At 59.8% G+C, this 26,684-nt stretch carries 22 protein-coding genes; 10 read left to right on the top strand and 12 right to left on the bottom strand.

Annotated elements, in window-relative coordinates; genetic code table 11:
* Positions 1-201: 201 nt before the first annotated feature.
* Complete coding sequence (locus tag QTL96_RS10270) at positions 202-1,527, top strand: CapA family protein (protein WP_113168130.1); 1,326 nt, start codon at positions 202-204, stop codon at positions 1,525-1,527.
* Positions 1,528-1,531: 4 nt separating this feature from the next.
* Here QTL96_RS10270 and QTL96_RS10265 read toward each other — a convergent pair whose 3' ends face one another.
* The 3 genes from QTL96_RS10265 to QTL96_RS10255 all read right to left on the bottom strand — a co-directional run bounded on the left by QTL96_RS10265 (position 1,532) and on the right by QTL96_RS10255 (position 3,623).
* Positions 1,532-2,152, bottom strand: coding sequence for a TetR/AcrR family transcriptional regulator (locus tag QTL96_RS10265; protein WP_162735401.1), 621 nt, complete (start codon positions 2,150-2,152; stop codon positions 1,532-1,534).
* Between the two features lie 82 nt (positions 2,153-2,234).
* Positions 2,235-3,065 (bottom strand): inositol monophosphatase family protein, encoded by an 831-nt coding sequence (locus QTL96_RS10260; RefSeq protein ID WP_113168128.1) that lies wholly within the window; start codon positions 3,063-3,065, stop codon positions 2,235-2,237.
* Positions 3,066-3,284: 219 nt separating this feature from the next.
* A complete protein-coding gene (locus tag QTL96_RS10255) occupies positions 3,285-3,623 on the bottom strand; it encodes a metalloregulator ArsR/SmtB family transcription factor (RefSeq protein ID WP_113012295.1) in 339 nt (112 codons plus the stop codon).
* 579 nt (positions 3,624-4,202) lie between these two features.
* Here QTL96_RS10255 and QTL96_RS10250 point away from each other — a divergent pair.
* Positions 4,203-6,992 carry a bifunctional aconitate hydratase 2/2-methylisocitrate dehydratase gene (locus QTL96_RS10250; protein ID WP_113168127.1) on the top strand — a complete coding sequence of 930 codons (2,790 nt, stop codon included), beginning with the start codon at positions 4,203-4,205 and terminating at the stop codon, positions 6,990-6,992.
* Between the two features lie 73 nt (positions 6,993-7,065).
* On the opposite strand, the gene QTL96_RS10245 is transcribed toward QTL96_RS10250, so the two are convergent.
* The 5 genes from QTL96_RS10245 to QTL96_RS10225 are packed head-to-tail and all read right to left on the bottom strand — an operon-like array spanning position 7,066 to position 12,041.
* Positions 7,066-8,139 carry a DUF2218 domain-containing protein gene (locus tag QTL96_RS10245; RefSeq protein WP_289727680.1) on the bottom strand — a complete coding sequence of 358 codons (1,074 nt, stop codon included), beginning with the start codon at positions 8,137-8,139 and terminating at the stop codon, positions 7,066-7,068.
* Positions 8,136-8,963 carry an ABC transporter ATP-binding protein gene (locus QTL96_RS10240; RefSeq protein WP_289727679.1) on the bottom strand — a complete coding sequence of 276 codons (828 nt, stop codon included), beginning with the start codon at positions 8,961-8,963 and terminating at the stop codon, positions 8,136-8,138. The genes QTL96_RS10245 and QTL96_RS10240 overlap by 4 nt, the downstream gene beginning before the upstream one ends.
* Positions 8,960-9,994, bottom strand: a complete 1,035-nt coding sequence (locus QTL96_RS10235; protein WP_113198644.1) for an iron ABC transporter permease — start codon at positions 9,992-9,994, stop codon at positions 8,960-8,962. The genes QTL96_RS10240 and QTL96_RS10235 overlap by 4 nt, the downstream gene beginning before the upstream one ends.
* A 2-nt stretch (positions 9,995-9,996) precedes the next feature.
* Positions 9,997-11,037, bottom strand: a complete 1,041-nt coding sequence (locus QTL96_RS10230; protein WP_112943220.1) for an iron ABC transporter permease — start codon at positions 11,035-11,037, stop codon at positions 9,997-9,999.
* Positions 11,034-12,041, bottom strand: coding sequence for an iron-siderophore ABC transporter substrate-binding protein (locus tag QTL96_RS10225; RefSeq protein WP_112943219.1), 1,008 nt, complete (start codon positions 12,039-12,041; stop codon positions 11,034-11,036). The genes QTL96_RS10230 and QTL96_RS10225 overlap by 4 nt, the downstream gene beginning before the upstream one ends.
* Before the next feature lie 319 nt (positions 12,042-12,360).
* On the opposite strand from QTL96_RS10225, the gene QTL96_RS10220 reads away from it, so the two are divergent.
* Positions 12,361-14,502, top strand: a complete 2,142-nt coding sequence (locus tag QTL96_RS10220) for a TonB-dependent siderophore receptor (RefSeq protein ID WP_289727678.1) — start codon at positions 12,361-12,363, stop codon at positions 14,500-14,502.
* Positions 14,503-14,559: 57 nt separating this feature from the next.
* Here QTL96_RS10220 and QTL96_RS10215 read toward each other — a convergent pair whose 3' ends face one another.
* On the bottom strand, positions 14,560-15,450 hold the full coding sequence (locus QTL96_RS10215; protein ID WP_112943217.1) for an AraC family transcriptional regulator: 891 nt from the start codon (positions 15,448-15,450) through the stop codon (positions 14,560-14,562).
* Between the two features lie 201 nt (positions 15,451-15,651).
* Positions 15,652-16,377: a GntR family transcriptional regulator gene (locus tag QTL96_RS10210; RefSeq protein ID WP_289727677.1), complete on the bottom strand. Its 726-nt coding sequence runs from the start codon at positions 16,375-16,377 to the stop codon at positions 15,652-15,654.
* Positions 16,378-16,530: 153 nt separating this feature from the next.
* On the opposite strand from QTL96_RS10210, the gene QTL96_RS10205 reads away from it, so the two are divergent.
* From QTL96_RS10205 to QTL96_RS10175, 7 genes are all read left to right on the top strand, one after another.
* Complete coding sequence (locus tag QTL96_RS10205) at positions 16,531-17,844, top strand: M20/M25/M40 family metallo-hydrolase (RefSeq protein WP_112943215.1); 1,314 nt, start codon at positions 16,531-16,533, stop codon at positions 17,842-17,844.
* A 25-nt stretch (positions 17,845-17,869) separates the two neighbouring features.
* Positions 17,870-19,420 carry an ABC transporter substrate-binding protein gene (locus QTL96_RS10200; protein ID WP_289727676.1) on the top strand — a complete coding sequence of 517 codons (1,551 nt, stop codon included), beginning with the start codon at positions 17,870-17,872 and terminating at the stop codon, positions 19,418-19,420.
* Positions 19,421-19,483: 63 nt separating this feature from the next.
* A complete protein-coding gene (locus QTL96_RS10195; protein ID WP_289727885.1) occupies positions 19,484-20,431 on the top strand; it encodes an ABC transporter permease in 948 nt (315 codons plus the stop codon).
* Positions 20,424-21,248: an ABC transporter permease gene (locus QTL96_RS10190; protein WP_113198647.1), complete on the top strand. Its 825-nt coding sequence runs from the start codon at positions 20,424-20,426 to the stop codon at positions 21,246-21,248. The genes QTL96_RS10195 and QTL96_RS10190 overlap by 8 nt, the downstream gene beginning before the upstream one ends.
* Before the next feature lie 10 nt (positions 21,249-21,258).
* The gene (locus tag QTL96_RS10185; RefSeq protein WP_289727675.1) at positions 21,259-22,890 is read left to right on the top strand and encodes an ABC transporter ATP-binding protein; all 1,632 of its coding nucleotides are present in this window, start codon (positions 21,259-21,261) and stop codon (positions 22,888-22,890) included.
* A 22-nt stretch (positions 22,891-22,912) separates the two neighbouring features.
* Entirely contained in the window at positions 22,913-24,133 is a 1,221-nt protein-coding gene (locus QTL96_RS10180; protein ID WP_113168120.1) for a M20/M25/M40 family metallo-hydrolase, read from the top strand.
* A complete protein-coding gene (locus QTL96_RS10175) occupies positions 24,133-25,245 on the top strand; it encodes a Xaa-Pro peptidase family protein (RefSeq protein ID WP_289727674.1) in 1,113 nt (370 codons plus the stop codon). Before QTL96_RS10180 ends, QTL96_RS10175 begins: the two co-directional genes overlap by 1 nt.
* Before the next feature lie 95 nt (positions 25,246-25,340).
* On the opposite strand, the gene QTL96_RS10170 is transcribed toward QTL96_RS10175, so the two are convergent.
* Both QTL96_RS10170 and QTL96_RS10165 read right to left on the bottom strand, forming a co-directional pair.
* Positions 25,341-25,595, bottom strand: a complete 255-nt coding sequence (locus tag QTL96_RS10170; RefSeq protein WP_112819735.1) for a helix-turn-helix transcriptional regulator — start codon at positions 25,593-25,595, stop codon at positions 25,341-25,343.
* A 150-nt stretch (positions 25,596-25,745) separates the two neighbouring features.
* Positions 25,746-26,642, bottom strand: a complete 897-nt coding sequence (locus tag QTL96_RS10165; RefSeq protein ID WP_289727673.1) for a LysR family transcriptional regulator — start codon at positions 26,640-26,642, stop codon at positions 25,746-25,748.
* Between the last annotated feature and the right edge of the window lie 42 nt (positions 26,643-26,684).

Genomic DNA, 26,684 nt, shown 5'->3' with positions numbered 1-26,684 from the left:
CGACTGATCGTTCTAACCAGATGGTAGAACGATCGTTCTATCGACGCTACTTATGCCATGAATCGGTTCTTGCCGAAGGAACAGTTTTCCATTTGCAGGCCGCAATTTGGAATATTTTCTGGACGGCTTCGCCTCAGGTTGCAGTAGTCAAGTTGTTTTTTGTCGGGCCGGCGCACGTCCGGCGGATCAGGAGAATGTTGCATGCGTGTTGTTGCTGGTGGTGACGCACTGTTTTCCGGCGGAAATCTCGCCGGTCGCCTCGATGAAAAACTGCTCGAATATCTCGGCGAATGCGATGCCGCCTTCGTCAATGCGGAGTTCATCTGCCCCGCCCGCACCACGGCGCCGGCGCCCCGCCGCTTCATGACCGCCGTCGGCATCGAGGCCGTGGACGAGCTGACATCGATCGGCATCAACCTGCTCTCCTTCGCCAATAACCACACTGGCGATTTCGGCCCGCAGGGCGTCATCGATACGATCGAGGCCTGCGAGGAGCGCGGCATCATCCACAGCGGTATCGGCCGGAGCCTCGAAGAGGCGCGGCTGCCGCATTTCCTCGACACGAGCCATGGCCGCATCGCCCTGATCTCGACGGGAACCACCCGCTCGACCGAGTTTGCCGCCAGCACGGCGGGCACCGGGATACCGGCGCGCGCCGGACTCAATCCTTTGCGCTGGGGCCGCGCCTATGTGCTTCCGGAAACCGAGTTCCAACAACTGCGGCGCATCGATGAAATGCTCGGGATTGCCGGCGGCCGCAAGGAAGTGATGAATGTCGAGGTGATGGCGGACCCGGGGCCGGATCGCCTGCCTTTCGGCTCCGTGTTCGAAGGATCGCTGCAGTTCGAGCGCGGCTCGAATGCGCATATCCGCTATTACGCCAACGAGAAGGATGCCAGCGCTATCCTCGAAAACGTCCGCGATGCTGCCAACCGGGCGGAAATCGTGCTGCTAAGCCTGCATGCGCATGAAGGGACGGAAGAGAACTGGTATTCACCGCGCCCGGCGCCGTTCCTGGAGGATTTTGCCCGCCGCGCCATCGATGCCGGTGCGACGGCTGTCATCGGCCATGGCCCGCACATGCTGCGAGGCATTGAATTCTACAAGGGCAAACCGATCTTCTATTCACTCGGCAGCTTGCTGATGGAGTTCGAGGCCGGCATGCAGAAGATGACACCGGAGATGTATGAGGCTTACGGCTTCCCGAAGGACGCGCTGCCGTCGCATCTTCACATGTCACGTGCGCGCAATGCCGCTGGCGAGCCGATCGGCTTTTATGGCGATGCGCGCTTCTCGAAATCCTGCATCGCACTGCTCGATATTGTCGATGGCGATGTGAGCGTGCGCCTTGTGGCCCTCGATCTCGACCTCAACAGAAGGCGGCCGTCGGAACGGGGCCTGCCGGCCTGCGCATCCGTGGAGCTCGCGCGAGAAATCGCCGCCGACATGGCGGAGATGAGCAAGGCCTACGGCACGACGATCCGCTACAATGAGGATGATGGCCTCATCGACGTGCTATCGGTCTGACCTTTCAGGCGTCCGCCATGAGGTGGGCCGCGATCGACCTGGCGGTCGCGGCCGCACCGGCCCCACGCCGGAGGGCCGAGCTTGCCAGCGCGCCCTCGTAGAGGAGCAGTAGCTGCTCGGCTAGGGCCTCGTCGGGCTGCCGCATCAGGCTGAGGAAAAAGCTCTTCAGAAAATCCTTATGGCTGCGCGCCGCGTTCTGGATTTTGGCGGATTGCGGGTTTTCGATCGCTGCCAGGAAGAAAGCGCAGCCGCGGAAATTCTCTGCGCTGGTCTTCTGCTCGAGGTTCGAAAAGATATCGAGCGCCGCCTGTGCTCCTTTTCGGTCCCCCACAACCTGCGCAAGCTGGTCGCGCACCGCCGCATCGCGCTGCTGCAAATAGGCGACGATCATGTCTTCCTTGCTGGAGAAATGCCGATAGAAGGTCACTCTCGTCGTTCGGAGATGCTTGATCAGTTCCGCCATGCCGACAAGGTAGGTGCCGTTGGCATAGAAAATGTCACCCACGCGCGCAAGAAGATCATCGCGATTGGATTTGACCTCGGAAGACATTTGAGCAGCCCGCAGCTTGAATTGAATCTCAGGGAGGCACTCTTGAAGTTGTCGCTTGGCGTGGTCAATACCCAAGGTCGTGACGATTGCGGCCTGTTACTGTTGCGTTGAGGCTAATGTACAATAGCAAAACGGGGGCGGAAGAGCAGCAGCGGGCTCACGTGCCTTCAAACCCTTTGACGAGCCAAGGGTGCAGCGCAGTGTTGGCAGCGAGGATATCCCCATTCGCCGTCACCGGGCCGCCCTTGAAGGCCGAGATTGTGCCACCGGCCTCGCTCACCAACAGTGCAGCTGCCCCATAGTCATGTGGCGACAAGCCATCTTCAAAGAAACCGTCCAGACGGCCGCTTGCAACATATGCGATCGACAGTGCCGCCGAGCCCGCTCGCCGTACGCCGGCTGTGCTGCCCATCAATCTTTTCAGCGCGTCGAAATAGACGTCCGTTGAAACCGCCTTGACCTGACCGGGAACGGGCAGGCCGGCGCCCACGACGACGTTTTCGATATCGGAGTTGTCGATGCAGGAAATGCGCTCGCCGTTGAGATAGGCGCCACCACCAAGTTCGGCACTGAAGAGCTCGTCAAGCATCGGATCATAGACCACGCCAGCAACGATCTGTCCGCTTTCGGCGATCGCAATCGTCATGCCGAAATGCGGGATACCCCAGGCGAAGTTGGTCGTCCCGTCGATCGGGTCGATGTAGATGATCGGCGCATCCGTTCCGACCACCCGGTTGCCGACATCCTCTTCGCCCTTGATCGAGTAGGTGGGGAATGCCGCGATCATGTCCGCCACGATGATCCGCTCGACGGCAACGTCGATCTCCGTCTGGTAATCACGCGGCCCCTTTGACACCACATCGCTAATACGCCGGCGCTGCAGCGACCGTCTGGCCGTTTCGCCGGCCTTTACCACCGTCGATGCGAGAGTGATCAGGCGAGGGGAGGCGTTTGGCGAAAGGCGCGCGGCTATGGGAGAGGATGTCATTAGGAACCCGGGTAATGAAACTACAATACAGCCGGAACGCATGGCAGAGCCGCGTGACGATTTCGTGACGTGCGCCGCGCTTTGCAGGCATGATGTTGATGCCGGAGGCCAGACCTCCAACCGGATTGCGTGCGAATTGCTCCGGAGGCGATGGGGCAAATGCCGTGTGGCCCTGCGCGCACCGAAGGTTGCCTGGAGCGCGCTCTCTGCACCTCACTCCTACGGGCGCTGTCGGACCGCGCGTTCCCCTTCACCACCACCGGCGCCAATGAGCAAGTCCCGGGCGCTCGCCAATGCTGCGGCGATCGAACGTGGCTGTATCGAGTAGAACACCGATTGCGAGGCGCGCCGCGTCGAGACAAATTCGCAGGCCCGCAGGATGGCGAGGTGTTGCGAGAGCGCCGATTGGCCGAGGCCGAGTTTCTTGGCGAGCACGTTGACCTGAATCTCGCCTTCGGCGAGATTGGTCAGGATCGCGAGCCGGTTGGCGTTTCCGAGAACCGCAAGCTGCTCCGCCAGAGCAGCAATGCCCTGCGGGTTCCGATTGTCTTCCTGCATATGATTTTCCCAATGAAATAGGCGGGAACCGTCGTCCGCGATATCGCGCGTTCCGTCGTTCCCGGAAGTTTAAGCACGAAATGGAACGACTAGCCCGATACCGCCGGCAGTCGCGCGAAGGTCGACGGATGAATGGATTGGAAGCCAATGTGGAAGCCGGCGGAACGAAGCCGTGGCGGCAACAGCGCATTTTCCGCCATATGGGGCGGCTGGCCATGCTGTGATGGAGTAGTGGACATCATGTTCACCCGGTTGAAGTTACGCTGCCACAATCGTTCACAGTGTTGAAAAGACGGTTAACGACTGCGCTCCAACCCTCTGAAAAATTGGAAATACGGATGTCGATCGCGTGCACATCGTCAGTCGATGTCCTTGCGAAGCATGGTTTGGAGAGTTGCTGGTGCGCCGTCAAAATCGCGTGTTCGTCTACCGAAAGTAATATTTTTTTTGTTGAAGTGCGGTATCTGCACGGATGGCCTTGGTTGACACGCACGAAAGCTGTAAGACCTCGGCTGATGAACACTGCCGTTCGGTGGCGCTGCGCGTCGGCGCCCCACACACCATGACGTTGGGATTGCGATGAACCTGTACTTGGAATACCTGGCCGAAATCAAAAGCAGAGAAACTCAAGGGCTCGCCCCCAAGCCGATCGATGACGGCGCTCTGACCGGCGAAATCACTGCCCTGATCGAGGATACCGGCAGCGAGCACCGCGCCGATGCTTTGAAATTCTTCATCTACAACACGCTCCCTGGCACGACGAGTGCCGCCGGCGTCAAGGCTGCCTTCCTCAAGAAGATCATCCTCGGCGAGACCGACGTCCCCGAAATCACCCCGAAATTCGCCCTCGAGCTGCTGTCGCACATGAAAGGCGGTCCGTCGGTCCAGGTTTTGCTCGACGTAGCGCTCGGCAACGATGCCGAAATTGCCTGTCAGGCCGGCGACGTGCTGAAGACCCAGGTTTTCCTCTACGACGCCGACATGTTCCGCCTGCGCGATGCCTACAAGGCCGGCAATGCCGTCGCCAAGGACGTTCTCGAGAGCTACGCCAAGGCCGAATTCTTCACCAAGCTTCCTGATGTCGAAGACGAGATCAAGGTCGTGACCTTCATCGCCGCCGAAGGCGATATCTCGACCGACCTTCTCTCGCCCGGCAACCAGGCGCACTCGCGCTCCGACCGCCAGTTGCACGGCCAGTGCATGATCACGCCTGAGGCGCAGGCCGAGATCGTAGCACTTCAGCAGCAGCACCCGGACAAGCGGGTCATGATGATCGCCGAAAAGGGCACGATGGGCGTTGGTTCCTCGCGCATGTCCGGCGTCAACAACGTGGCGCTGTGGACCGGCAAGCAGGCGAGCCCCTACGTTCCCTTCGTCAACTTCGCCCCAGTCGTCGCCGGCACCAACGGCATCTCGCCGATCTTCGCGACCACCGTCGACGTCACCGGCGGCATCGGCCTCAACCTGAAGAACTGGGTGAAGAAGCTCGACGAAAACGGCAAGCCGATCCTCAACAACGAAGGTAACCCGATCCTTGACCAGAAGTTTTCGGTCGAAACCGGCACTGTGTTGAAGATCGACGCGAAGAACAAGAAGCTGCGCGACGAGGCCGGCAACGAGCTGGTCGATGTCGCGTCTTCCTTCACGCCGCAGAAGATGGAGTTCATGAAGGCCGGCTCGTCCTACGCCATCGTCTTCGGCAAGAAGCTCCAGACCTTCGCCGCCCAGACGCTCGGTGTCGAAGCCACCCCGGTTTTCGCTCCCAACAAGGAAATCGCCATTGAGGGCCAGGGCCTGACGGCGGTCGAAAAGATCTTCAACCGCAACGCAGTCGGCGTGACACCCGGCAAGGTGCTGCATGCCGGCTCCGACGTGCGCGTCAAAGTGAACATCGTCGGCTCGCAGGACACGACAGGCCTGATGACCGCGCAGGAACTGGAAGCGATGGCGGCCACCGTCATTTCGCCGCTTGTCGACGGCGCCTACCAGTCCGGTTGCCACACGGCATCGGTCTGGGACAAAAAGGCTCAGGCCAACATTCCGAAGCTCATGTCCTTCATGAACAACTTCGGCGTCATCACCGCCCGCGACCCGAAGGGCAGCTACCACGCGATGACCGACGTCATCCACAAGGTGCTGAACGACATTACCGTCGACGACTGGGACATCATCATCGGCGGCGACAGCCACACCCGTATGTCGAAGGGCGTGGCCTTCGGTGCCGACTCGGGCACTGTCGCGCTGGCGCTCGCCACCGGCGAAGCCACCATGCCGATTCCGCAGTCGGTCAAGGTCACTTTCAAGGGCACGATGCAGCCCTACATGGACTTCCGCGACGTGGTTCACGCCACCCAGGCGCAGATGCTCAAGCAGCACGGCGACAACGTCTTCCAGGGCCGCATCATCGAAGTCCATATCGGCACGCTGCTCGCCGACCAGGCTTTCACCTTCACCGACTGGACAGCCGAGATGAAGGCCAAGGCTTCCATCTGCATCTCGGAAGACGAGACGCTGATCGAGAGCTTGGAGATCGCCAAGTCGCGCATGCAGATCATGATCGACAAGGGCATGGACAATGAGGCTCAGACGCTGAAGGGTCTGATCGCCAAGGCCGATCGCCGCATCGCAGAGATCCGTTCGGGCGAAAAGCCGGCGCTGACGCCTGACGATAATGCGAAGTATTTCGCCGAAGTCGTCGTCGACCTCGACCTGATTGACGAGCCGATGATCGCCGACCCCGACGTCAACAATGCCGACGTCTCGCGCCGCTACACCCACGACACGATCCGTCCGGTCTCCTACTATGGCGGCACCAAGAAGGTGGACCTCGGCTTCGTGGGCTCCTGCATGGTGCATAAGGGCGACATGAAGATCGTCGCCCAGATGCTGAAAAACATCGAGAAGAACGAGGGCAAGGTCGAGTTCAAGGCACCGCTCGTCGTCGCTGCGCCGACCTACAACATCATCGACGAGCTGAAGGCCGAAGGTGACTGGGAAATCCTCCAGAAGTATTCGGGCTTCGAATTCGACGATGTCAAGCCGAAGACATCGAACCGCACCGAGTACGAGAACATCCTCTATCTCGAGCGCCCGGGCTGCAACCTGTGCATGGGTAACCAGGAAAAGGCCGAGAAGGGCGACACCGTTCTCGCCACCTCGACCCGTCTCTTCCAGGGCCGCGTGGTTGAAGATACGGCGGAAAAGAAGGGCGAGTCGCTGCTCGCTTCGACTCCGCTGGTGGTTCTCTCCGCGATCCTCGGCCGCACGCCGAGCATCGAGGAGTATCGTGTGGCCGTCGAAGGTATCAACCTGACGAAGTTTGCTCCGCCGAAGACGACGCCGATCGACAGCCGGTCCGTCCACTACTGAGGTTCTGATCTGACCAAAACGCCCCTCAATGCGATCCATTGAGGGGCGTTTTGCGTTCCAGGGTAATGAGTTATTAGCGTGAAGTATCGCTGCCGGCTGCCCAATACCAGGCAACGTACATATTCTTCTTGTCGTGCTGGAGAGCTTTAAGTCGCGCCTTGATCGCGCGGATGTCTTCCTTCTCGCATGCAACCCACACGAAGGTGTCATCGGTCATCGAACCGATCGCTGCTTCAGCTTCTTCTCGCAGGATATTTCTGCCATCGGACAGATAGTCGCGGCGATGCAGCCAGCGGACATCGAGTGAAGCGGGAGATGGCAGAGGTTGTTCCTCTGCCTTGTCTGAGATTTCGATAATCGCCCGAATTCGTGTACTCGCCGGCATCTCGGCAACGATTCGCGCGATAGCGGGCAGGGCACTCTCGTCACCGACCATTAGAAGCTCGCTGGCCTCGGGAAGTGCGCCACCTCCGGGCCCGAGCAAGGCCACCTTGTCGCCCGGCCGGGCATCGCGAGCGAAATCTGCGCCCGGCGTTTCGACGCCAAGGGCGGGGTGCTGTAGAAAATCGATCCAGAGCTCGCGGCGTTTGATATCGACCTCGCGGATCGTGTAGACCCGCACCAGCAAGGCGTCTTCGCCCTGCGGCCAAGCAACACGACCGTCCTCGCGCAGGCCCGGCCATACGGGGTTGCGGCCTTTAGGCGGAACAAGCAGTCGAACATGCATGTCTCCGCCGATGAACGGGCTGACATCGGCACAGGCGAACTTGACCCGGCGCATATGCGGCGTGACATCCTCGGTCGACACAACCGTCACCTCATGAATATTGGGTAACTGAGCAAGCGCACCAGATTGCGACCAGGAAAGCTCCAGCGCATCGTCGCCCGCGAAATAGAATAGATGCTCGGCAATGCTCGTGCGGCTCATCTGCAATGCCTGTTGTGAAGGGCAAGTCAGTTCGATGGATAGCCGCTGATCGTCGATGCGTATGTCGGCGCAACCAAGCTTGCTGGTGAGTACCGCCCCATACTCCGTGCGCCTGACATCCGCATGTTCGACAAAGTGCTCGCAGATTTCGCTCAGCATCTGATCGGCGTCCCTGGGAATAGCGACGCCACAGACCTTGAATTCCTGGGTGTTGTTCATTTCACCGTCTCCTTGGCACTCACGCTCGGTACCATGTGGTTTCGACCGATCGGAAGCATGACGGGGCGTCCCGATGTTGGGTCGATGATGATGCGGCTCTCCAGGCCAAAAACCTGTCGGACATTTTCTTCGGTCAAGACTTTCTCCGGGGCTCCCGTGACGTGGACTCGACCGCTGCTCATTGCAACCAGATAGTCAGCGTAGCGCGCGGCGAGATTGAGATCGTGAAGCACCATGACGACGGTGGTGCCTCGCTCCCGATTAAGATCAGTCAGGAGATCAAGGACTTCGATCTGATGGCTTATGTCGAGGAATGTCGTCGGTTCGTCCAACAGAAGAATATCAGTGGCTTGCGCCAGCGCCATGGCGATCCACACGCGCTGGCGCTGACCTCCCGATAATTCGTCCACGGCCCGATCTGCGAGTTCGGCGGTGTTTGTTGCCGCAAGAGCGCCATCCACTGCCTCGTCGTCCGTGCTGTTCCAGCGTGAGAACAGGCTCTGGTGCGGATGCCGGCCGCGGCTGACGAGGTCAGCAACCGTGATGCCTTCGGGTGCTACCGGTGACTGGGGAAGCAGCCCCAGAGAGCGCGCTAGCTCTCGCGGTGGTGTTTTGTGGACCGATTTTCCATCAAGAAGCACCTGTCCAGCGATGGGCGACAGGAGCCTCGACATTGCCCGGAGCAACGTAGACTTGCCGCAGGCATTGGCGCCGACGATCACGGTTATCTTCCCGGGCGGAATTGCGAGGTCGAGATCGTGCAGGATTTCCGTTTCGCCGTAGCCTGCCGAAAGATTGCTGGCTGTCAGAGTACGAGCCATCATAGGGAACCTCCGGTCCGGTTGACGCGGACGATCAGGAAAATCAAATAAGGTGCGCCTAGCGCTCCGGTTACAACACCAACAGGATAGCGGCCGGGTAGCAGAAACTGGCCGATGTAATCGCCGCCAAGAACCAACAGGGCGCCGATCAGCGCCGAGGGTACGAGCAGCGATCCGCTGCCGCCGACGATGCGGGCGGCAATTGGCCCGGCAAGGAATGCTACGAAGGCGATCGGGCCTGTTACGGCTGTCGCTGTTGCGATGACGCCGACTGCGCCGATGATGATCATGATCCGGGTTCGCGATACGCGCACCCCGAGTGCTGCGGCGGTGTCATCGCCAAGGCGGAGTGCCTCAAGGTCCTGGCTCCGGCTTACGAGAAGGCCGCCGAAGACGACAAGTGACAGGACAAGCGGCGCAGCCTGACCCAGCTGGACACCGTTGACACTGCCAGTCAACCACCGCATGGCTTCCTGCAGGTTCCACGCCGGCGCCTGGGAAAGGATGTATGAAATGATACTCTCCAGCATGGCGGAGACTGCGATCCCCACCAGGACCAGACGCGTTCCCGCAACGCCGTTTCGCGACGAGAGGCCGTAAACCATCAGGGCGACGCCAAGCCCGCCGACCACTGCGATAATTGAAACGATTGGCCCTCTCATCGACAGTATGATGATTGCAAACACCGCTGCCGCCCCGGCGCCCGAACTTATTCCGATGATATCGGGACTGGCGAGGGGGTTGCGCAGCATGACCTGAAACGCAACGCCTCCAAGGCCAAAACTCAAGCCAGCGAGAATGGCGAGCACGGCGCGGGGCAAGCGCAACTGACCGACCGTGAAGCTCGCGCCCGGGACGTTCTCTCCGATCAGGACACGCAGGACGTCACCCGGCGGCGTCACGGTCTGTCCAACACACAGCGAGAAAGCGAAGATGGCGACAACGAGGAGCAGAAGCGCGAGCACAACGGCCGCATGTCTGCGGGCGCGGCGACGACGGCCGGTGGCCGTCAAACCCGATACGGACGAAGACATGGTCACAGTTCACGTACCCTATGGCGTCTGACGATCCAAATGAAGAACGGTGCGCCAATCAGGGCCGTAACAACACCGACATCGAGTTCTCCCGGCCGAGCGACGATGCGCCCCACGATGTCTGCTGCCAGGAGCAGACAGGCCCCGCCTATGGCGCAGAAGGGCAGAAGCCAGCGGTGATCGACGCCGATCAGCAGCCTGCAAAGATGCGGAACGACCAGACCTATGAAGCCAATGGGCCCGCAGATAGCCGTTGTTGCGCCGCATAGCAAAATCGCCCCAAGCGCGCCCATGGCGCGCGCTGTTGCTACACGTTCACCGAGCCCAGCCGCCATATCGTCACCCAGAGCAAGCGAGTTCAGCTTTCGGGCGGAAAGAAAGCTGATCGCAAATCCCACCAATAGGAATGGCAGAACGGGCAGGATCCGCTCGAACGCCGCCCCACCCACGCCGCCGATCTGCCATGAGCGTATGCCGCCGGCAATGTCGGCACGCGGCAGAACGACCGCGATCACCATTGAGGCAAAGGCGACGGAAGTCGCGGCGCCGGCAAGCGTCAGCTTCAGCGGTGTGGCTCCGCCACGCCCCAGCGAGCCGATGGTATAGACAAAGCAGGCCGAGCAGCCGGCGCCGAATATCGCGGTCCAGACGTAGGCTTCGGCTGAGGCGATGTGGAACCATGCGACGCCCACTACCACGGCGAGCGAGGCTCCCATGTTCACGCCGAGGATACCAGGATCGGCCAACGGGTTGCGCGTCACGCCCTGCATGATTGCGCCCGCAAGGCCAAGAGCGCCGCCTGCAAGCATAGCCAGCACAGTGCGTGGGATACGAACGGCAACTGCAGCCTGTCCGATATCGTCCACACGTCCGAAGAGCGCCGCGCCAATATCGCTCCATGGCACCTCACGAGTGCCAACGGTAATAGACAAGGCGAGCAAAGCCATGAGCAGCACGAAGAGACCTGCCAGCCACAAACCTCGCGCGCCATTCGACCGGGCAGCAATTGTTGCCGGCACGACGGTTCTCCTCGTCGCCTTCATTTCGACTTTCCCACGCCCTCGGCAAGCAGGGCAACATAGTCCTTCAAGACCCAGGAAATCGAGAGCGGCGTGGGATTTGCAGCCGTCCCGACGCTGTTTGCGCCGAGAACGACGATCGCGCCCTTTTCGACAGCCGGCATCTTGGACATCAAAAGGTTTGCGGTGACTGCCGACAGCAGTTTCATGTTGCCATAGGTCACGACGAGATCGACGTCGTCGAACATGTCGATGCGTTCAGCGCTGATCGAGCCCGAGAACTTTCCGGGTTGCGAAACGTCGACGACGCTCTTTGGGCTCTCAAGTCCCAGATCCTTGAAGAACTTCACCCGCGTATCGTTGGTCGTGTAGAAGTTGATCGTGCTGAGGTCGAGCGGGTTGAGATGCGTGACGAACATGGCCTTCCTGCCGCGGATCTCCGGGTGCGTGGCCACGGCGGCGGTGATCTCGCCTTCGATTTTCTTGATCAACGCCTCGCCCTCGGGCGCCATGCCCATGCCGGCACTGTTGAGGCGGATCATCTCGCGCCAGTCGGTGGACCACGCGGCGTCAGGGTAGGCGACGACAGGCGCGATTTGGCTCAGCGTATCGTAGTCGGCCTGGCTGAGACCGGAATAAGAGGCGAGAATGACGTCGGGATGAGTGGCAGCGACTGCCTCAAAGTCGATACCATCTCCTTCGTCGAACAGCACAGGCTTGTCAGCGTGAAGCTCCTTCAGACTTTGGGCGACCCAAGGCAGAAGTCCGTCGCCGTCATCATCGCCGAAGTTCGCTCTCGCAAAGCCCACGGGCACGACGCCAAGCGCCAGGGGCACCTCATGGTTTGCCCAGGCAACCGTCGCGATCCTCTCGGGCTTTTTGGGAATGATCGTCGTGCCGAGCGCATGCTTTATGGTGATGGGGTAGGTTACGCCATCATTGGCGAGCGCGCCGTTCAATGTGCCGCCGGCGGCGAGTGTGTATACGAAGGTCAACACCGCGAGGGTCAGACGCCAGAACCGAAACATTGTACATACTCCGCCAAACGTATAAGTGGACCCTCACTTTCAGGTTAAGGCGTGAGCGTCAACGGCAATGCGTTTGTCGAATGGCAATGCAGGCGAGATTCCCATGGTATCCTACAAAACACGGAAAACTTACAATACTAGACAAACGTGCTCAAGTTAGTGGCTTTAGCGGGGGACGCGGACGAGACCATGCCGGCTGGCGAATGCTTCATGCCATTCACAATGCCGTTCGGTACGTGCGTTCTCCACGCAACCGGCATGCACTCTCGGTTTTCCACCGGGTGCCTACCATGGTGAAAACAGCTTCTGGAACGCGAGTATGAATATCGAAACGACAAGTCTGCGCTCTCAACGAACCCGTCTTCGCTGGCGTAAGGCGGTGCTGCTGGGATGTACAGCGATCGGAGCACTTGCTCCCGCTGTCGCCTTTGCACAGGACGCATCCAGCTCGGATCCTGCAACGACGCTGGCGCCGATCGTGTTGGAAGGGCGAAAGGCTACTGGCACCAAGCTCGATACCAGCAACGATTCGAAATCGATAGTCGCCACTCAGACCACTGGCGCCGGGAAGCTGGCGACTGAGATCCTGGACACACCAGCCTCCGTTTCGGTCATCACCTCCAAGGAAATCGAGGAGCGCAATGCCGACACTGTGGAAAAGGTCGTGCAGTACACTTCCGGTGTCGTGACCGACTTCTACGGCTCGGACGATCGTTTCGATTATTTCGATATCCGCGGATTTACGCCCTACACCTATCGTGATGGGCTGGCGATCGGCAGAACATTTGCAGGTGTGCGGGAAGAGCCCTACGCATTCGAGCGTATCGAAATACTGAAGGGCGCCAGTTCGTCAAGCTTTGGTGCGGCGGAACCCGGTGGCTCAGTCAACTACGTGACCAAGACACCGAAGTCGGAACGCTTCGGCGAAATCTATGCGACGGGCGGCTCTTTCTCCCACAAGGAAACCGGTTTTGATTTCGGCGACAACATCACTGCCGATGACACGTTGTCCTATCGTCTGACCGGCAAGCTGCAACGGGCGGACGATGAATATGATTTTTCCCAGAACGACGAAAACTTCATCATGGGTGGCCTAACCTGGCGCCCTACCGACGCAACAAATCTTACGGTTGTCTACGATCACCTGGACAAGGATGGTGTTCCTGGTAGCGGTGGCCATCCTCTTGGCACTGATCTCGACCGGAGCGCGTTCTTCGGCGAGCCAGACTATTATTTCAACTCTACGAACCGCAACACCTTGAGCGTGATGTTTGACCATGAGTTTGATAACGGTCTGAGCTTCAGTTCCAAGGCTCGTTACAGCAAGTCGAACGATGGCTTCGGCAGCGCCTACATCGGAAGCACACCAACCGACGGTTCGACGACGGCCGGCCGCTACTTCTTTGGCAACGAGAGGGCTAACGAGCAGTTCATCATTGACGCGAACCTTGTTTACGAAGCGAATTTTAATGAGGTCGAAAGCCGCACGCTTCTTGGTGGCGAATATAACGCATTCAAATCAGACAGCGACAATTTCTACACAGGGGCGCCTTCGATCGACTGGTTAAATCCAGTCTACACCGGTGGCCCTGGCACAATGTTGCCGTACGCGAGCACCCTCAACGATCAGAAGACGGCGGCGCTCTATTTGCAGCAGGATCTGACATTCTTCGACAGGCTGACGGTGAGCGTCGGATTGCGCAATGACTGGCTCTATCTCGACGAGACTGACCAGCTTTCCAACGTCACGAAGTCGGGAACTCATAGCGAATTCACCAAGCGCATCGGTATCAGCTACAAGCTTACCGATGAATGGGCGACCTATGCGAGCTACGCCGAGTCGGCTGCTCCGCCCGCGGCGGGCGCGGATCCGACGACCGGCAAGCAGTATGAAGTCGGCGTCAAATACAAGCCGGATGCATTTCCTGCCTTGTTCACCGCTTCGGTCTATGACCTGACAAAGGGCAACATCACTGTCGCCGACCAGGTCACTTATCTTCCGATAACCGTCGATAAGGTCAGGCATCGCGGCTTCGAATTCGAAGCCAAGGCGGAGATGACCGACAACATCAACCTGATCGCCAGCTACAGTTATATCGCCTCCCATATCGACGAGCCCGGCGGTCTGAACGACGGCAACCGATTGATGCGTGTTCCGAAGCATTTCGCTTCGGTGTGGGGTACCTATACCCTGGAAGGCGATGGACCTCGTGGAGACATGACCTTTGGCCTCGGCGCGCGCTATACCGGTGCCTACTTCACGAATATCACCAATACGATCTCAGCCGACAGCGCGGTCGTATTCGATGCCGCCTTCACCTACAAGTTTGCCGAAAATACGTCGTTCCAGCTTAATGCGAGCAACCTGTTCGACGAAAAGCACGTCGCCAGCAAGGATAGTGGTGCGGTCTACTACAATCCTGGCCGCACGATCATGGCAACGCTGCGCCAGACGTGGTGATAGAGCGCCAAAAACTCGGACTGTCCCGCTGGCGACGTGCTCGCGGGGCCTGTCTGCCTACAAGCCTCGCCGAGCGCGTCGCCAGGCAGCCGGCGTTTCGCCGACGATTTGCCGGAAGACCTTGGTGAAATGTGCCTGATCGGAGAAGCCGAGCTGGGCTGCCACACCGGCGACCGTCACGTCTTCATCCAGCAAGGCCCGTGCGACGTCGATGCGTTTGGCAAGCTGCCATTGAAGCGGGGTCTTGCCGGTTGTCTGCCTGAAAACGGTTGCGAACCAGCTTTCGGACAGACCAGCGGCCGCCGCCATGTCGGCGACCGTCATTCGATAGTCGCTTGTCCTGTCCATGCGTGCAGTCAGCCTGTTCATCTGAGCCTGAGTCATGCGGCCATCGCGTTTCTCGCTGGCCTCGTCCGGCAGATCCAGAAGCCCCGTGACGATGCTGCCAATCAGGCTTTCGCCATAGAGGGCATGTCGCGACGGTTTCGATATCTCATCGACCAGAAGGCCGCCAAGCGTTTGAATTGCCCCGACGTCCTGGATTTCGACCGGCCGGCGCAAGGCTGATAGCGCCGCCGAACTGCCGAGGGAAGGCGACAAAAACTTCAACAACCGATCCTTGTGCATGTGCAGGTTCAGATGAGAGAAGCGGTGCGTGGAACGACTGGTCGTCCACATTGGCACACCAGCAGGCACATAGATTGCGCGTGTCATCGACCGGGCATTGTTAGAGAAGTCACCGTTCTTGTTGGACACATGGATCTGGGAGGACACGTCGTTGAAGAAGACCATGATGCGCGGATCATCGGCCAGATAATAGCCCTTCGCGCCCGCCTGGCTTTCGGCTTCCCAATAGGCGCTTACCAATCCATCGAATTGGCGCCACTTCACCGGAGCAACGACCCGAATTCCTTCGGTATGCCATTTCATCGTGTGCCAAAAAGCCAATGCAGAGATCCGTTTACCTTGGGGCGGTGTTCGCGTTTGCGCATGCCACCTCATGCCGTCATGCACCGGCCTTCACAAGACAAGCACACTCAATAAAGCTGATTTTATCGCTCATATTTTTCGGCGTGACAAGGTCACTTGACGTCTGCGCCAGCCGTTATCGATGTGGCTGCGTCCATCAACTACTCAAACAACCATGCCTCATTGTACCTCGTTGACGTAGCGATGGTTAGCGGTTGTAGCGCGATGAGAGGATATCAGAACCGGAGCCGCAAGCTGATCGTAGGCGATCTCGTCAATCGTCAACAACGCGAAGGGCTGCGGTACATCAAGCCAGCGTGCATCCTGTTCCGTCGCCAAATCCGCGCCAATCTGTTCGCGTATGGCCGAGATGCGGATGTTGTAGGCATCCAGCAGGTGAAGATAAAATAGCGAGGGGATATCTTCCGGCCTGTCGGGGAAATCTGGTACGCGCGCCAGCGGCAGCGTAAGCGTTTCATGCATGATCGGCCGCTCGTCGACGCTGCGGACGCGGTGAAACGTCACGATGTCGGAGCCGGCATCTATCTGCAGCTTTCGCGCTTCCAGCGCCGAAGCGGTACCTCGGGCGATCTCGGTCACCCGAGTGACGGACTGCCGCAACGAACCATCAAGTCCGTGCAGCCGAAAATACTGGAAGAACAAGCGCAGACTGTGTTGCGGTTGTCGGCCGGTGACGATCGTGCCCGTTTTGCGCCTGCGGCTGAGCAGGCCATCATTGGTGAGATCCATCAATGCGCGCCTGATAGTGCCGACGGCGACCCCATAGGTTTGCGAAAGCGCCACTTCGCTCGGCAGGACGGAGCCCGGAGCGAGTTTACCAAGCATGATCGCCTCTGTGATCTGCCGCTTGACCACCTCGTAGAGCGGGACGGACAACTCGCTCAATCGTGGCGCATCTGCTGAAATAATAGGCAATTCCGGCAATTATTTGCCTCTTCTTTGGAGTTGACTCATGGAGTGGATGTACGCAGTATTACTATATAGTTTATATGAAAGCGCAAGCTAACGAGCGCGCGCATCCATGCCAAGGACCGTACCATGTCTGAGCCGAAATCTGTCCCGCATCAAGACGCTTTCGCGTTGGCCATGGCAGTGATCGAGCGCGATGTCGAGACGGCCGTGCAGGACCTGGCGCGCATGGTGGCTGTCGACACGTCCTTTCCGCCCGGTCTTGGCTATGACGCTTTTGCGGATTTGATGACCGAGCTGGCGGCGCCGCTCGGCTTTGAGTTCGAGCGAGTGACAGTCCCTCGCGATCTCTGGTATGTGGCCGGCGGCCCGGCCTCTGGCGAGCGGACCAATCTCATCGCCACCCGCGAAACCGGCCGTCCGGTATGCGGTCTCTACTATCATGTCGACACCGTTCCGGTGGCTCCGGGCTGGTCACGCGATCCACTGGCGCTGACGGTCGAGGGCGATAACCTCTTTGGCCTCGGTGCCGCCGACATGAAGGGAACGATTGCGGCGACGCTTCTGGCTCTGCGCGCTGCCAAGGAAGCCGGCGCCTTGCTCGCCTATGATCCTATGCTGCTTCTCTGCACTGACGAAGAAGGGGGGCTCTACCCGGGCATTCGTTATCTTGCAGAGCAGCAAATGCTCAAGGGCCACATCCTCAACTTCAACGGATCTGCTGCGCCGCGCGTGTGGGCGGGCTGCTTCGGCATATTCAATCTGCAGGTGACGATTACCGGGCATGCTGTTCATGCAGGCGAGGGCAATCGCACAGGCTCCGGCGTCAACGCGATCGAGGGCGCGCTGCCGGTGCTGAACGCCTTGGCAGCCCTTAAGCCCGTTGTGGCCGGCCGTACATCGAAGCTGGCACCGCCGCCGCATTCCAGCGGGCCGCTTCGGCCGCAGTTGACGATATCCGCGATCAATGGCGGAACGGCCGGCGGTCAGGTTCCGGCTGAGATCAAGATCCTGGTCAGCCGCCGCTATGCGCCGGAAGAAAGCTACGAGGAGGCAAGAGCGGAAGTCGAGACTGCGATCCGCGACTGTGTCGCAGGCAGCGATCTCGGTCTAGCCATCGACATCGTGGGGCACCTCATCCCGACCGACGATCCCGATGGTCCGCACTGGCCTCGTTGGCAGCAGGCACTGTCGCTGGGCTTCGGCTATCAGCCCGAGGATTTTCACAAGTGGGGCGCGGCGAGCTGTTCCGATTTCGGCTACGTCCAAAAAGCAGGCTTCGGCCCCGAGGTGCTTCTGGGTGGACTTGGTCGGCCGGAAAGCTGCATCCATAGCCCTGAAGAACACACGACGCGAGGCGACATCATCGCGCTTGCCAAGAGCATTCTCGCCTATCTCGCGGCGGATTTCGCCGCCGACGCCATTCCAGAACACCGCATCTAATCATATCAAAAGAGGGAACTGATACATGTTGGAAATGAAACGCCGCTTCTTCCTGGCCGGCACCGCCGCCATTTTTGCCGCGCCGGCGTTGGTCATGGCGCAATCGGCAACACCCGCCAGGGGCGGCACGCTCCGTATTTCCATCGATCAGGCGGCAAGTGTCATCCATCCGCTGCTGACACGCGTCAACCCCGAATACATGGTCACCGAGTTGCTCTACAGCAACCTGACGCGCCTCAAGGTCGACATGTCGATCGAGCCGGATCTCGCCGAGAGCTGGAGCCCCAACGATGCCCTGACCGAATGGACCTTTAAGCTGCGCAAGGGCGTCACCTTCCACGACGGCTCCGCCTTCACGGCAAATGATGTCGTCGCCACCTTCAAGGCCATCCTCGATCCGGCAACGGCATCACCCGGCCGCAACAATGTTGGCCCGATAGCGGACATCGTCGCCATCGACGATGCGACTGTGCTGTTCAGGCTCTCGGGCGCCTATGCCGACTTGCCGGTTGCCATGGCCTACACCAATGCGCGCATCATTCCGGCCTCGATTGCCAAGGGCGACCTGAAGAGCTTGTCCACCAAGGCCGTCGGCACCGGTCCGTTCAAGCTTGTATCCTACGAGCCGGACCGTTTGATCGTGGTCGAACGCAACGAGAAGTACTACGACCCGGCGCGTCCTTATCTGGACCGTGTCGAAGTTCAGGTCTTCCCGGATAATTCGGCCGAAACCTCGGCCCTCATCGCTGGTGATATCGATGTCATCTCGACGATCCAGCCGACCGAGTTCCTGCGCATCGACGGAACCGATGGTCTTGTCGGCCTGCGCACACCGTCCGGCCAGTTCTGCAACATCAACTTCGGCTGCGATACGGCGCCGTTCAACGACGCCCGCGTTCGCCGCGCAATCGCGCTGACGGTCGATCGCGAAGCGATGGTCGGCTTCGTGACCGAAGGCTTCGGCACCGAAGGCAACGACACGCCGCTCAATGCTTCCTACCGCTTCTTCAAGGATGTGGCGAAGCGCGAAAAGAACATCGAGGAAGCAAAGAAGCTGCTAGCTGAGGCAGGCTTCCCGAACGGTCTCGAAGCGACCCTCATCGCGTCGGATCGTCCCGCGGTTCGCACGCAGCTCGCCGTTGCGCTGAAGGAAATGGCGAAGGAAGCCGGCATCACCATCAACGTACAAACGATGCCGCATGCGACCTATCTCGAGCAGGTCTGGAAAAAAGGCAGCTTCTACGTTGGCTTCTACAATATGCAGCCCACGCCCGACGGCATCTTCAAGCTTCTCTACACGTCGGACGCCTCGTGGAACGAGACGCGCTGGAACAACAAGGCGTTCGATGCGCTCATCGCCGAGGCGCGTGGCACGATCGACGAGGCCAAGCGCACCGAGCTCTACACCAAGGCACAGGAAATCATGAACGAGGATGTTCCCTCGATCATCCCGTCCTTCTTCGACGTTCTGGCCGCCAAACGCAGCTGGGTTGAAGGTTTCGAAGCGCATCCCCGCGCCTCGGTTTTCCGCCTCGACTACGCTTCGCTGACCGACAAGGCGCCGAAGCGCGGCTGATGACGTCAACTTCGCCGGACGCCTGAATCGGGCGTCCGGCCCTATTGACCAAGGAACACGCACCTGTCTCCGAACTACATAGCCAAGCGGCTGGTGATGATCGCCTACACGCTTCTCGTCGTGTCGCTCATCGTCTTCGCCATCACCCAGATACTGCCCGCTGACGCTGCCGTCATGATGCTGGGCGAAAACGCCACCAAGGATGCGCTCGATGCGCTGCGCCAGAGCATGGGTCTGGACCAGCCGATCTGGCAGCAATATGCGACCTGGCTCGGCCATGTGCTGCAGGGCGATCTCGGCACATCGCTGCGTACCGGCCAGCCGGTCGGCCCGATCATGTTCGAAGCCCTCGGGCGCTCGCTGCTGCTCGCCTTTCTGTCTATCGGCCTGATGCTGATCCTTGCCATTCCGCTTGGCATCATTGCAGCCATCCGGCGCGGCAAGGTCGCCGACATGGTCGTCAGCCTAATCTCCTATGCAGGCGTGGCGCTGCCTGAATTCGTCACCGCAACGTTGGCAGTCCTGATCTTCGCCGACTGGATGAAATGGTTGCCGCCGACGGGCTATGTCCCGCTGACGGATGATTTTGTCGATGGCATTTCGCATCTCGTCCTGCCGGTCTGCGTCATTTCAATCATCCTGATTGCCCATGTTTCGCGCATGGTGCGCTCGGAACTCGTCGACGTGCTGCATACAGACTATATCCGCGCTGCGAGGCTGAAAGGCATGTCGCGTGGACATGTACTGCGTCGTCACGCGCTGCGTAACGCACTTTTGCCGACCATCACCATCGTCGCGCTCGATGTCGGTTATCTTCTCGGCGGCGTCATTGTTGTCGAGGAAATATTCGCCATTCCCGGCATCGGCCGCCAGCTGATCGTCGCCATCCAGGCGCGCGACCTGCCCGCCATCCAGGCCGGCGTGCTGATCATGGCCGCCACCTATTCGATCGTCAATTTTATCGCTGACATCCTCTATGCCTGGCTCGATAAGAGGATCCAGTATGACTGAGTTCACGAAACGTCTTATGAAGACACCACAGGGCGCCATCGGCACCTTCCTCGTGGTGCTAGTTCTCGCAATCGTCGTGTTCGGCCCGATGGTCGCCCCCTACGACCCGGAAAAGCTGTCGCCGCTTGCCCGTTACAAGGGACCAAGCGCCGCTTATTGGCTCGGCACCGACCAGTATGGCCGCGACATCTTCAGCCGTCTGTTGATCGGCGCTCGCGCCACCGTCGTCATGGCGGTTCTCGCGACCATCGTCGGCACCCTGATCGGCGCCCTGATCGGCACCGCCTCAGCTTTTCTTGGCGGTCGCGCCGACGAATTCATCATGCGCACGATTGATGCCGTCATGTCGATCCCGAGCCTGCTTTTCGCGCTCCTCGTGGTCAACCTCCTCGGCTCAAGCACAGTCAATGCGCTTGTCGCAGTTGCCATCGCCTTTGCGCCGGGCATGGCTCGGATCACCCGAAGCGTGGCACTGTCTGTGCGCAAGCAGGACTACGTGAATGCCGCGATCGCCCGTGGCGAAAGCTCCGCTTACATCATCCGCCGCGAAATGCTTCCGAACGTGATCGCGCCGATCATCGTGGAAATGACCATCCGCGTCTCCTTTGCCGTGATGCTGTTTGCGACGCTCTCCTTCCTTGGTCTCGGCGCACAGCCGCCGGCTGCCGAGTGGGGCCTGATGGTCTCGGAAGCCCGCCGTTACATGCATCTTTCCGCCGGCATCCTGATCTGGCCGAGCGTGGCGATCGCCATCGTCGCCATCGGTTTCAACCTTCTGGGCGACGGTCTGCGCGATGCCCTCAATCCGCGGACCTGAGGTGACACCCATGACCAATACGGAAAACAAGCCGGTTCTCGCTATCGAGAACTACTCGCTGGATTACGAGACCGCCAACGGCCCGTATCATGCGTTGAAAAACATCGACCTCGCCATCCATCGCGGCGAAATCCTCGGCCTCGTCGGCGAGAGCGGCTCCGGCAAGACATCGCTCGCATGGTCGATCATGCGCTACCTGCCGAAGAATGCCCGCGAACCGGGCGGACGCATTCTGCTCGGTGGCGACAATCTGCTCGAGAATTCTGAGCGGCAGATGGAAGCCATTCGAGGCCGGCGCATCAGCATGGTGTTCCAAGACCCGAGCACGTCGCTCAACCCGACGCTTTCGCTTGGCACGCAGCTGGCCGAAGTTCTCGTCCGCCACCGCGGCCTGACCGTTAAGCAGGCGTGGAAGGAAGGCGAGGAACGGCTTGCCCATGTGGGGCTGAAGACGCCGGCGCAGATGATGCACCGCATGCCGCATGAAGTCTCCGGCGGCGAAAAGCAGCGCGTCGTCATCGCGTCCGCCTTCGCCTGCAATCCGGAATGCATCATCTTCGATGAGCCGACCACGGCACTCGACGTGATCACCTCGCGGCAGATCCTCGATCTCTTCGTCGAATTGCAGGCGGAAACCGGCGTTGCCTCGCTCTATATTTCGCATGACCTGGCGCTGGTCGCCCGCACCGCAAGCCGTGTCGCCGTCATCAAGCGCGGTGATATCGTCGAACAGGGCAATGTCCGCGACATCTTCACCAACCCGCAGCAGGATTATACCCGCGAACTGATCGCCGCCGTCCCCGATCCTGCCCATCGGCTGGTCAAGGATGACATGGTCGTGGCCGACACGCCGCTGGTCAAGGTCGAGAATGTCAGCGTGCATTTCGGCCGCAAGCCCTTTCTTGCCGCACTGACCGGCAAGAAGACGGAACGGGTGACCGGCAACAATGCGATCAGCCTCAGCGTCAATCCGGGCGAGATCCTCGGCATCGTCGGCGAAAGCGGTTCGGGCAAGTCGACGCTTGCCAAGGCGATGACCGGTCTCAACCGGTTCGAGGGAAAGATCTGGTTCGACGGTCGCGAGATCAAAAGCCTCGGCGATATGGACAATGCCTATCGCAAGGACGTGCAGATCATCTTCCAGCACCCGGATGCCTCGCTCAATCCGCGCCAGAAGATTTCCGAAATCCTTTCCCGCCCGCTGAAGCTGTTCGGCGACGGTAGGGATCTGGAGAAGCAGATCGGCGACATGCTGGAGCAGGTGCGCCTGCCGCGCACCCATGCCAACCGTTATCCGCACCAACTTTCGGGCGGCGAAAAACAGCGCGTGGCGATCGCCCGGGCCTTTGCCTCGAAGCCGAAGCTCGTCATCTGCGACGAGATCACCTCGGCACTCGACGTGTCGGTCCAGGCATCCGTCGTGGAGCTTCTGCTCGAACTGCAGAAGGCGAGCGGCACGGCCTACCTCTTCATCACCCACGACCTCAACCTGATCCGCCAGATCGCCCATCGGATCGCCGTCATGTATCGCGGCGACCTGATCGAGGTGGTGAAGGCCGATGAGATCGATAGCCCAGACCGGGCGGACTATACGCGCCGCCTGATCGAGGCGGTGCCGCGCGCCGCCGCACAATACCAGTGATACCGCATCAAGGAGCATGACAATGGACCCGAAGTCCCTGTTGGACCGGATCGACGAAAAGGCCTGCCTCGATTTCCTGTCGAAGATGGTCCAGCACAAGAGTCATTCGGAAACCGAAGGCGAGAAGGATCTCGCCCGCTGGATGGCCAAGGAGCTTGAGAAGATCGGCGTCGAAGCCGAACTCCAGCCGTTCGATGAAGGCCGCCGCTTCAACACGATCGGCCGATTGAAGGGCACCGGTGAGGGCAAGAGCCTGTTGTTCAACGGCCATCTTGATACCAATCCGGTCACCGAAGGCTGGACAGTCGATCCCTATGCCGGCCTCGTCGACGACAAGTTCATCTACGGCATCGGCGTCTCCAACATGAAGGCCGGTGACGCCGCCTATTTCTGCGCGGTGAAGACGCTGCTCGAAGCCGGCGTCAAGCTGAAGGGCGACGTCACGCTCACCTTCGTGGTCGGCGAGCTGCAAGGTGGAGTCGGGACGTTGGCGGCGATCCACAGCGGCGTGAAAGCTGACTATTTCATCAACAGCGAGCCGAGCGACCTTGTCGCCGTTACCATGCATGCGGCAGCACTGAGCTATGTCATCGAACTGACCGGCGACACGCGCCATCTCTCCAAGCGCGAAGAATCCGTCGATGCGATCGCAGCAGCCTGCGACATCATCCCGCGCATCAATGCCATGACTTTCAGCGGCGCAAAGAGCGACGTGCATCGTTCGATCAATCGTGGCCATGTTGGCGTCGTCCATGGCGCGCTCGGCCGCGATCTCGAAGAGTGGCGTCCGCCACAGGTGGCCGATTTCGTCCGTCTCAAGGGCTCCTGCCGCTATGCTCCCGGCCAGACGCAAGAAGGCGTGCTTGCCGACCTCGACCGTGAACTGCGCGCACTTGAAGAACGCTTCCCGGGCCTGAAGGCCAAGCTGGTGCCCGAGATGATCGAAGGCCGTCCGCTGATGCCGCCCTTTGAAGTCTCCCCAGATAGCCCCATTGTCAAGTCGATCAATGCTGCCTACGAAGCTGTTCGCGGCGAAAAGCAACCGACTGGTGCCATCACCCCAACCCGCTTTTATGGCACAGATGCTGGCCATCTTTATCATGAACTCGGCATGGAAGGCATCGTCTGTGGTCCGGGCGGTCGTTACAACACCATGCCCGACGAGCGGGTCGACATCATCGACTTCCTCGACATGATCCGCGTATACATGCTGACCATCCTCGATATTTGCGAGGTGGCGTAGTGTTCTCCCGGGCGGAATATGATCGTCGTATCGCTCTCGCCCGGGACGCCATCGCGTCTTCAGGCGCCGACCTGTTGCTCGCCGACAGTGGAGAGCTTCTGGCCTGGCTGACGGGCTATACTGTCTCCGAAACCATGTATCGCGCGGCCTTCTTGCCACGCGACGGGGAAGGGTGGTTCTGCTTGCGCGCACTGGACGAAGCTCCCTGCCGCGAACAGAGCTGGATCACCGATGTCGTCGGCTTTGCCGATACCGAGGAAGCACAGGCAGCCGTTGCTGCCAGCATCCTCGGTCATGGTTTTGGCAAGGCGCGCATCGGTTTCGACACCAATTCCTATTGCATGAGTTCCGCAACCTTCATGCGGCTGCAGGCGCTTTTGCCAGACGCGACATTCGTGCCAATGCAGGGCGTGGGTGACAGCCTACGCTGGCTAAAGTCTAGGGAAGAGATTGCCGTTCTTGCCCAGGCGTCCCAAATTGCCGACAAGGCGATGGCGGAGATCGCAAGACAGGTGACGCCGGGCATGACGACGCGCGACGCGGCCGCGATCGCCTCGGGCGTATTCTTGCGAGAGGGAGCAGACACCGGCGAGGTTGGACCAGTTGTGAAAGCTGCTGGCAGCCATGAATTCCTGCACGGCGTGTTCAAGACCGAGGCAATTGGTGAAGGCGACACCCTGCATGTCGAACTCATCCCGCGTGTCGCAAATTACGGTGCGCGTCTGATGAGGCCGATTGTGGTGGGACGCCCCCCAGACGAATTGGCTGTCACGGCCGAAAGACTGGTCGCATTGCAGGACCTTCAGATCGCCGCAATGAAGCCGGGGGCGCGAGCCTGCGACGTCGACGCAATCATGCGTCAGGGCGCGCTCAATGCGGGACTACGTCCGGTCTATGAAAACGTCACGGCGTATACGCTCGGGCTCTATACCCGCACGCCGCGCACCAGCGATTTTTCCGGGGTATTCTTGCCAACCTCGGACTGGTCACTGGAACAGAATATGGTCTTTCATCTCTACGCCACGGCACAGGGCCTCGGCTTCAGCGAGACGGTGGTCGTCGGCAGCAATGGTGGAATTCGGTTGACGAAAAGCCCGCGCGCAATCCTGTGAGGCAGCTACCGCGCGAGTTTACAGGTGCCGCGGAGCAAGTGGTTATACTTCGCGACACCGCACGGCCGTGGTCGGAATCGTTTGATAACGTCGGCTTATGCAGCGACCGTCGGGAATAACGCAGTCGCCGTGATACCCAACGCCTTCGCGATGCGCTTCACAAGTCGCCGATCTCCTTCATGGCCGGCTTCGACCTTGGCAATTTCCGTCTCGGTCAGGCCGCAGGTGAGTGCGACCTGCTCGATACTGTAGCCTGCCACCTGCCTTGCTGAGCGAACCGCTTCACCAAGGTCGATGGTCAATGCTGTGGGAACGTTTGAATCCTCGATATTGCCGTAGGATCGTGACATGCGCGCTTCTCCAAATGCGTCCACTTTATGGCTCAATTTAGGTGGTGCGCTAACAATTGCAATGCCACCGAATTCACTATTCGTTGTACGGGATAATTCTCGACCGAAGCCTTCGGTGTGCTGCGAGACAAGACGTCCCTAGAGCAAATTTCACGCCTTCTCTGATAAAGCCGGGTACAATGTCTGAAACTCCTTTGCCTGCGCGGCAAGCCATTCGCAAAACAGGGTCGCCTTGCGATTGCGCCTAGACCGCTTCAGGGCGACATAGTGATGCCCGCTGTCGATAAAACCGAACGGTGCCACCAAGCGGCCGGCATGGATGTCATCGACCACATAGGGCCAAGGTGCTGCGCAAGCGCCAAGTCCCGCCCGCGCTGCCTCCAGCATGAAATAGAAGTGCTCGTAATCCACCTTTGGACCTGTCAGGAGATGGCGCCCAGAGCGGGAACGCCAATCGTTCCAGGCTTGCGGCCTCGTTCGTGTGTGTAGTTCCGGGATGATGTCGAGATGCCCTACGTTGTTTCTCGCAAAGCCCGCGGCTATGACCGGTCCGATCTGTTCGGGAAACAACGGGATGACCTCTGCTCCGGCCGGCCAAGGAGGATCCCCCACACGGATGGCGACGTCGACACCATCCCGCTCGAAATCGACCGGCTTTGAGGATGCCGTCAAACGTACTTCGATTTTCGGGTAGTCCGCTTGAAAACGGTATAGTCGCGGAATGAGCCAGCGCATGGTGAAGGTACCCGGACAGGAGACGTCGATCGCTCCTTCTTCCGTATCGGCAACCGCACGCACCGACACATCGATCTGGTCGAAGGCTGCGCCAAGCCCGGCCAGCAATGTGTGCCCGGCCTCTGTTAGCCGCAACTGATTCTTCGGTCCCTCAAACAACGGCACCCCGAGAAGAGCCTCCAGGTGCTTTATCTGGCGGCTCACGGCACTGTGGGTCACGTTGAGTTCATTTGCTGCAAGCGTCATGCGTCCATGACGGCCCGCTGCTTCGAACGCCCGAAGTGCGTTAAGTGAAGGGATGCGTCTGCTCATGTGAGATTTCCGAACATAAGGTGTTCGATCATATCGGTTTTC

Source organism: Rhizobium sp. S163, assembly GCF_030380805.1.
Lineage (GTDB): Bacteria > Pseudomonadota > Alphaproteobacteria > Rhizobiales > Rhizobiaceae > Rhizobium.
Note: the sequence above shows the minus strand (reverse complement) of the source record. Positions and strands in the feature narration are given on the sequence as shown.

Bases quoted from the DNA above. Each gene is read 5' to 3' on its own strand.
- QTL96_RS10270 (WP_113168130.1), top strand. From the start codon at position 202: ATGCGTGTTGTTGCTGGTGGTGACGCACTGTTTTCCGGCGGAAATCTC.
- QTL96_RS10250 (WP_113168127.1), top strand. From the start codon at position 4,203: ATGAACCTGTACTTGGAATACCTGGCCGAAATCAAAAGCAGAGAAACT.
- QTL96_RS10245 (WP_289727680.1), bottom strand. From the start codon at position 8,139: ATGAACAACACCCAGGAATTCAAGGTCTGTGGCGTCGCTATTCCCAGG.
- QTL96_RS10185 (WP_289727675.1), top strand. From the start codon at position 21,259: ATGACCAATACGGAAAACAAGCCGGTTCTCGCTATCGAGAACTACTCG.
- QTL96_RS10205 (WP_112943215.1), top strand. From the start codon at position 16,531: ATGTCTGAGCCGAAATCTGTCCCGCATCAAGACGCTTTCGCGTTGGCC.
- QTL96_RS10260 (WP_113168128.1), bottom strand. From the start codon at position 3,065: ATGACATCCTCTCCCATAGCCGCGCGCCTTTCGCCAAACGCCTCCCCT.
- QTL96_RS10225 (WP_112943219.1), bottom strand. From the start codon at position 12,041: ATGTTTCGGTTCTGGCGTCTGACCCTCGCGGTGTTGACCTTCGTATAC.
- QTL96_RS10200 (WP_289727676.1), top strand. From the start codon at position 17,870: ATGTTGGAAATGAAACGCCGCTTCTTCCTGGCCGGCACCGCCGCCATT.
- QTL96_RS10190 (WP_113198647.1), top strand. From the start codon at position 20,424: ATGACTGAGTTCACGAAACGTCTTATGAAGACACCACAGGGCGCCATC.
- QTL96_RS10230 (WP_112943220.1), bottom strand. From the start codon at position 11,037: ATGAAGGCGACGAGGAGAACCGTCGTGCCGGCAACAATTGCTGCCCGG.
- QTL96_RS10170 (WP_112819735.1), bottom strand. From the start codon at position 25,595: ATGTCACGATCCTACGGCAATATCGAGGATTCAAACGTTCCCACAGCA.
- QTL96_RS10220 (WP_289727678.1), top strand. From the start codon at position 12,361: ATGAATATCGAAACGACAAGTCTGCGCTCTCAACGAACCCGTCTTCGC.
- QTL96_RS10165 (WP_289727673.1), bottom strand. From the start codon at position 26,642: ATGAGCAGACGCATCCCTTCACTTAACGCACTTCGGGCGTTCGAAGCA.
- QTL96_RS10235 (WP_113198644.1), bottom strand. From the start codon at position 9,994: ATGTCTTCGTCCGTATCGGGTTTGACGGCCACCGGCCGTCGTCGCCGC.
- QTL96_RS10255 (WP_113012295.1), bottom strand. From the start codon at position 3,623: ATGCAGGAAGACAATCGGAACCCGCAGGGCATTGCTGCTCTGGCGGAG.
- QTL96_RS10180 (WP_113168120.1), top strand. From the start codon at position 22,913: ATGGACCCGAAGTCCCTGTTGGACCGGATCGACGAAAAGGCCTGCCTC.
- QTL96_RS10240 (WP_289727679.1), bottom strand. From the start codon at position 8,963: ATGATGGCTCGTACTCTGACAGCCAGCAATCTTTCGGCAGGCTACGGC.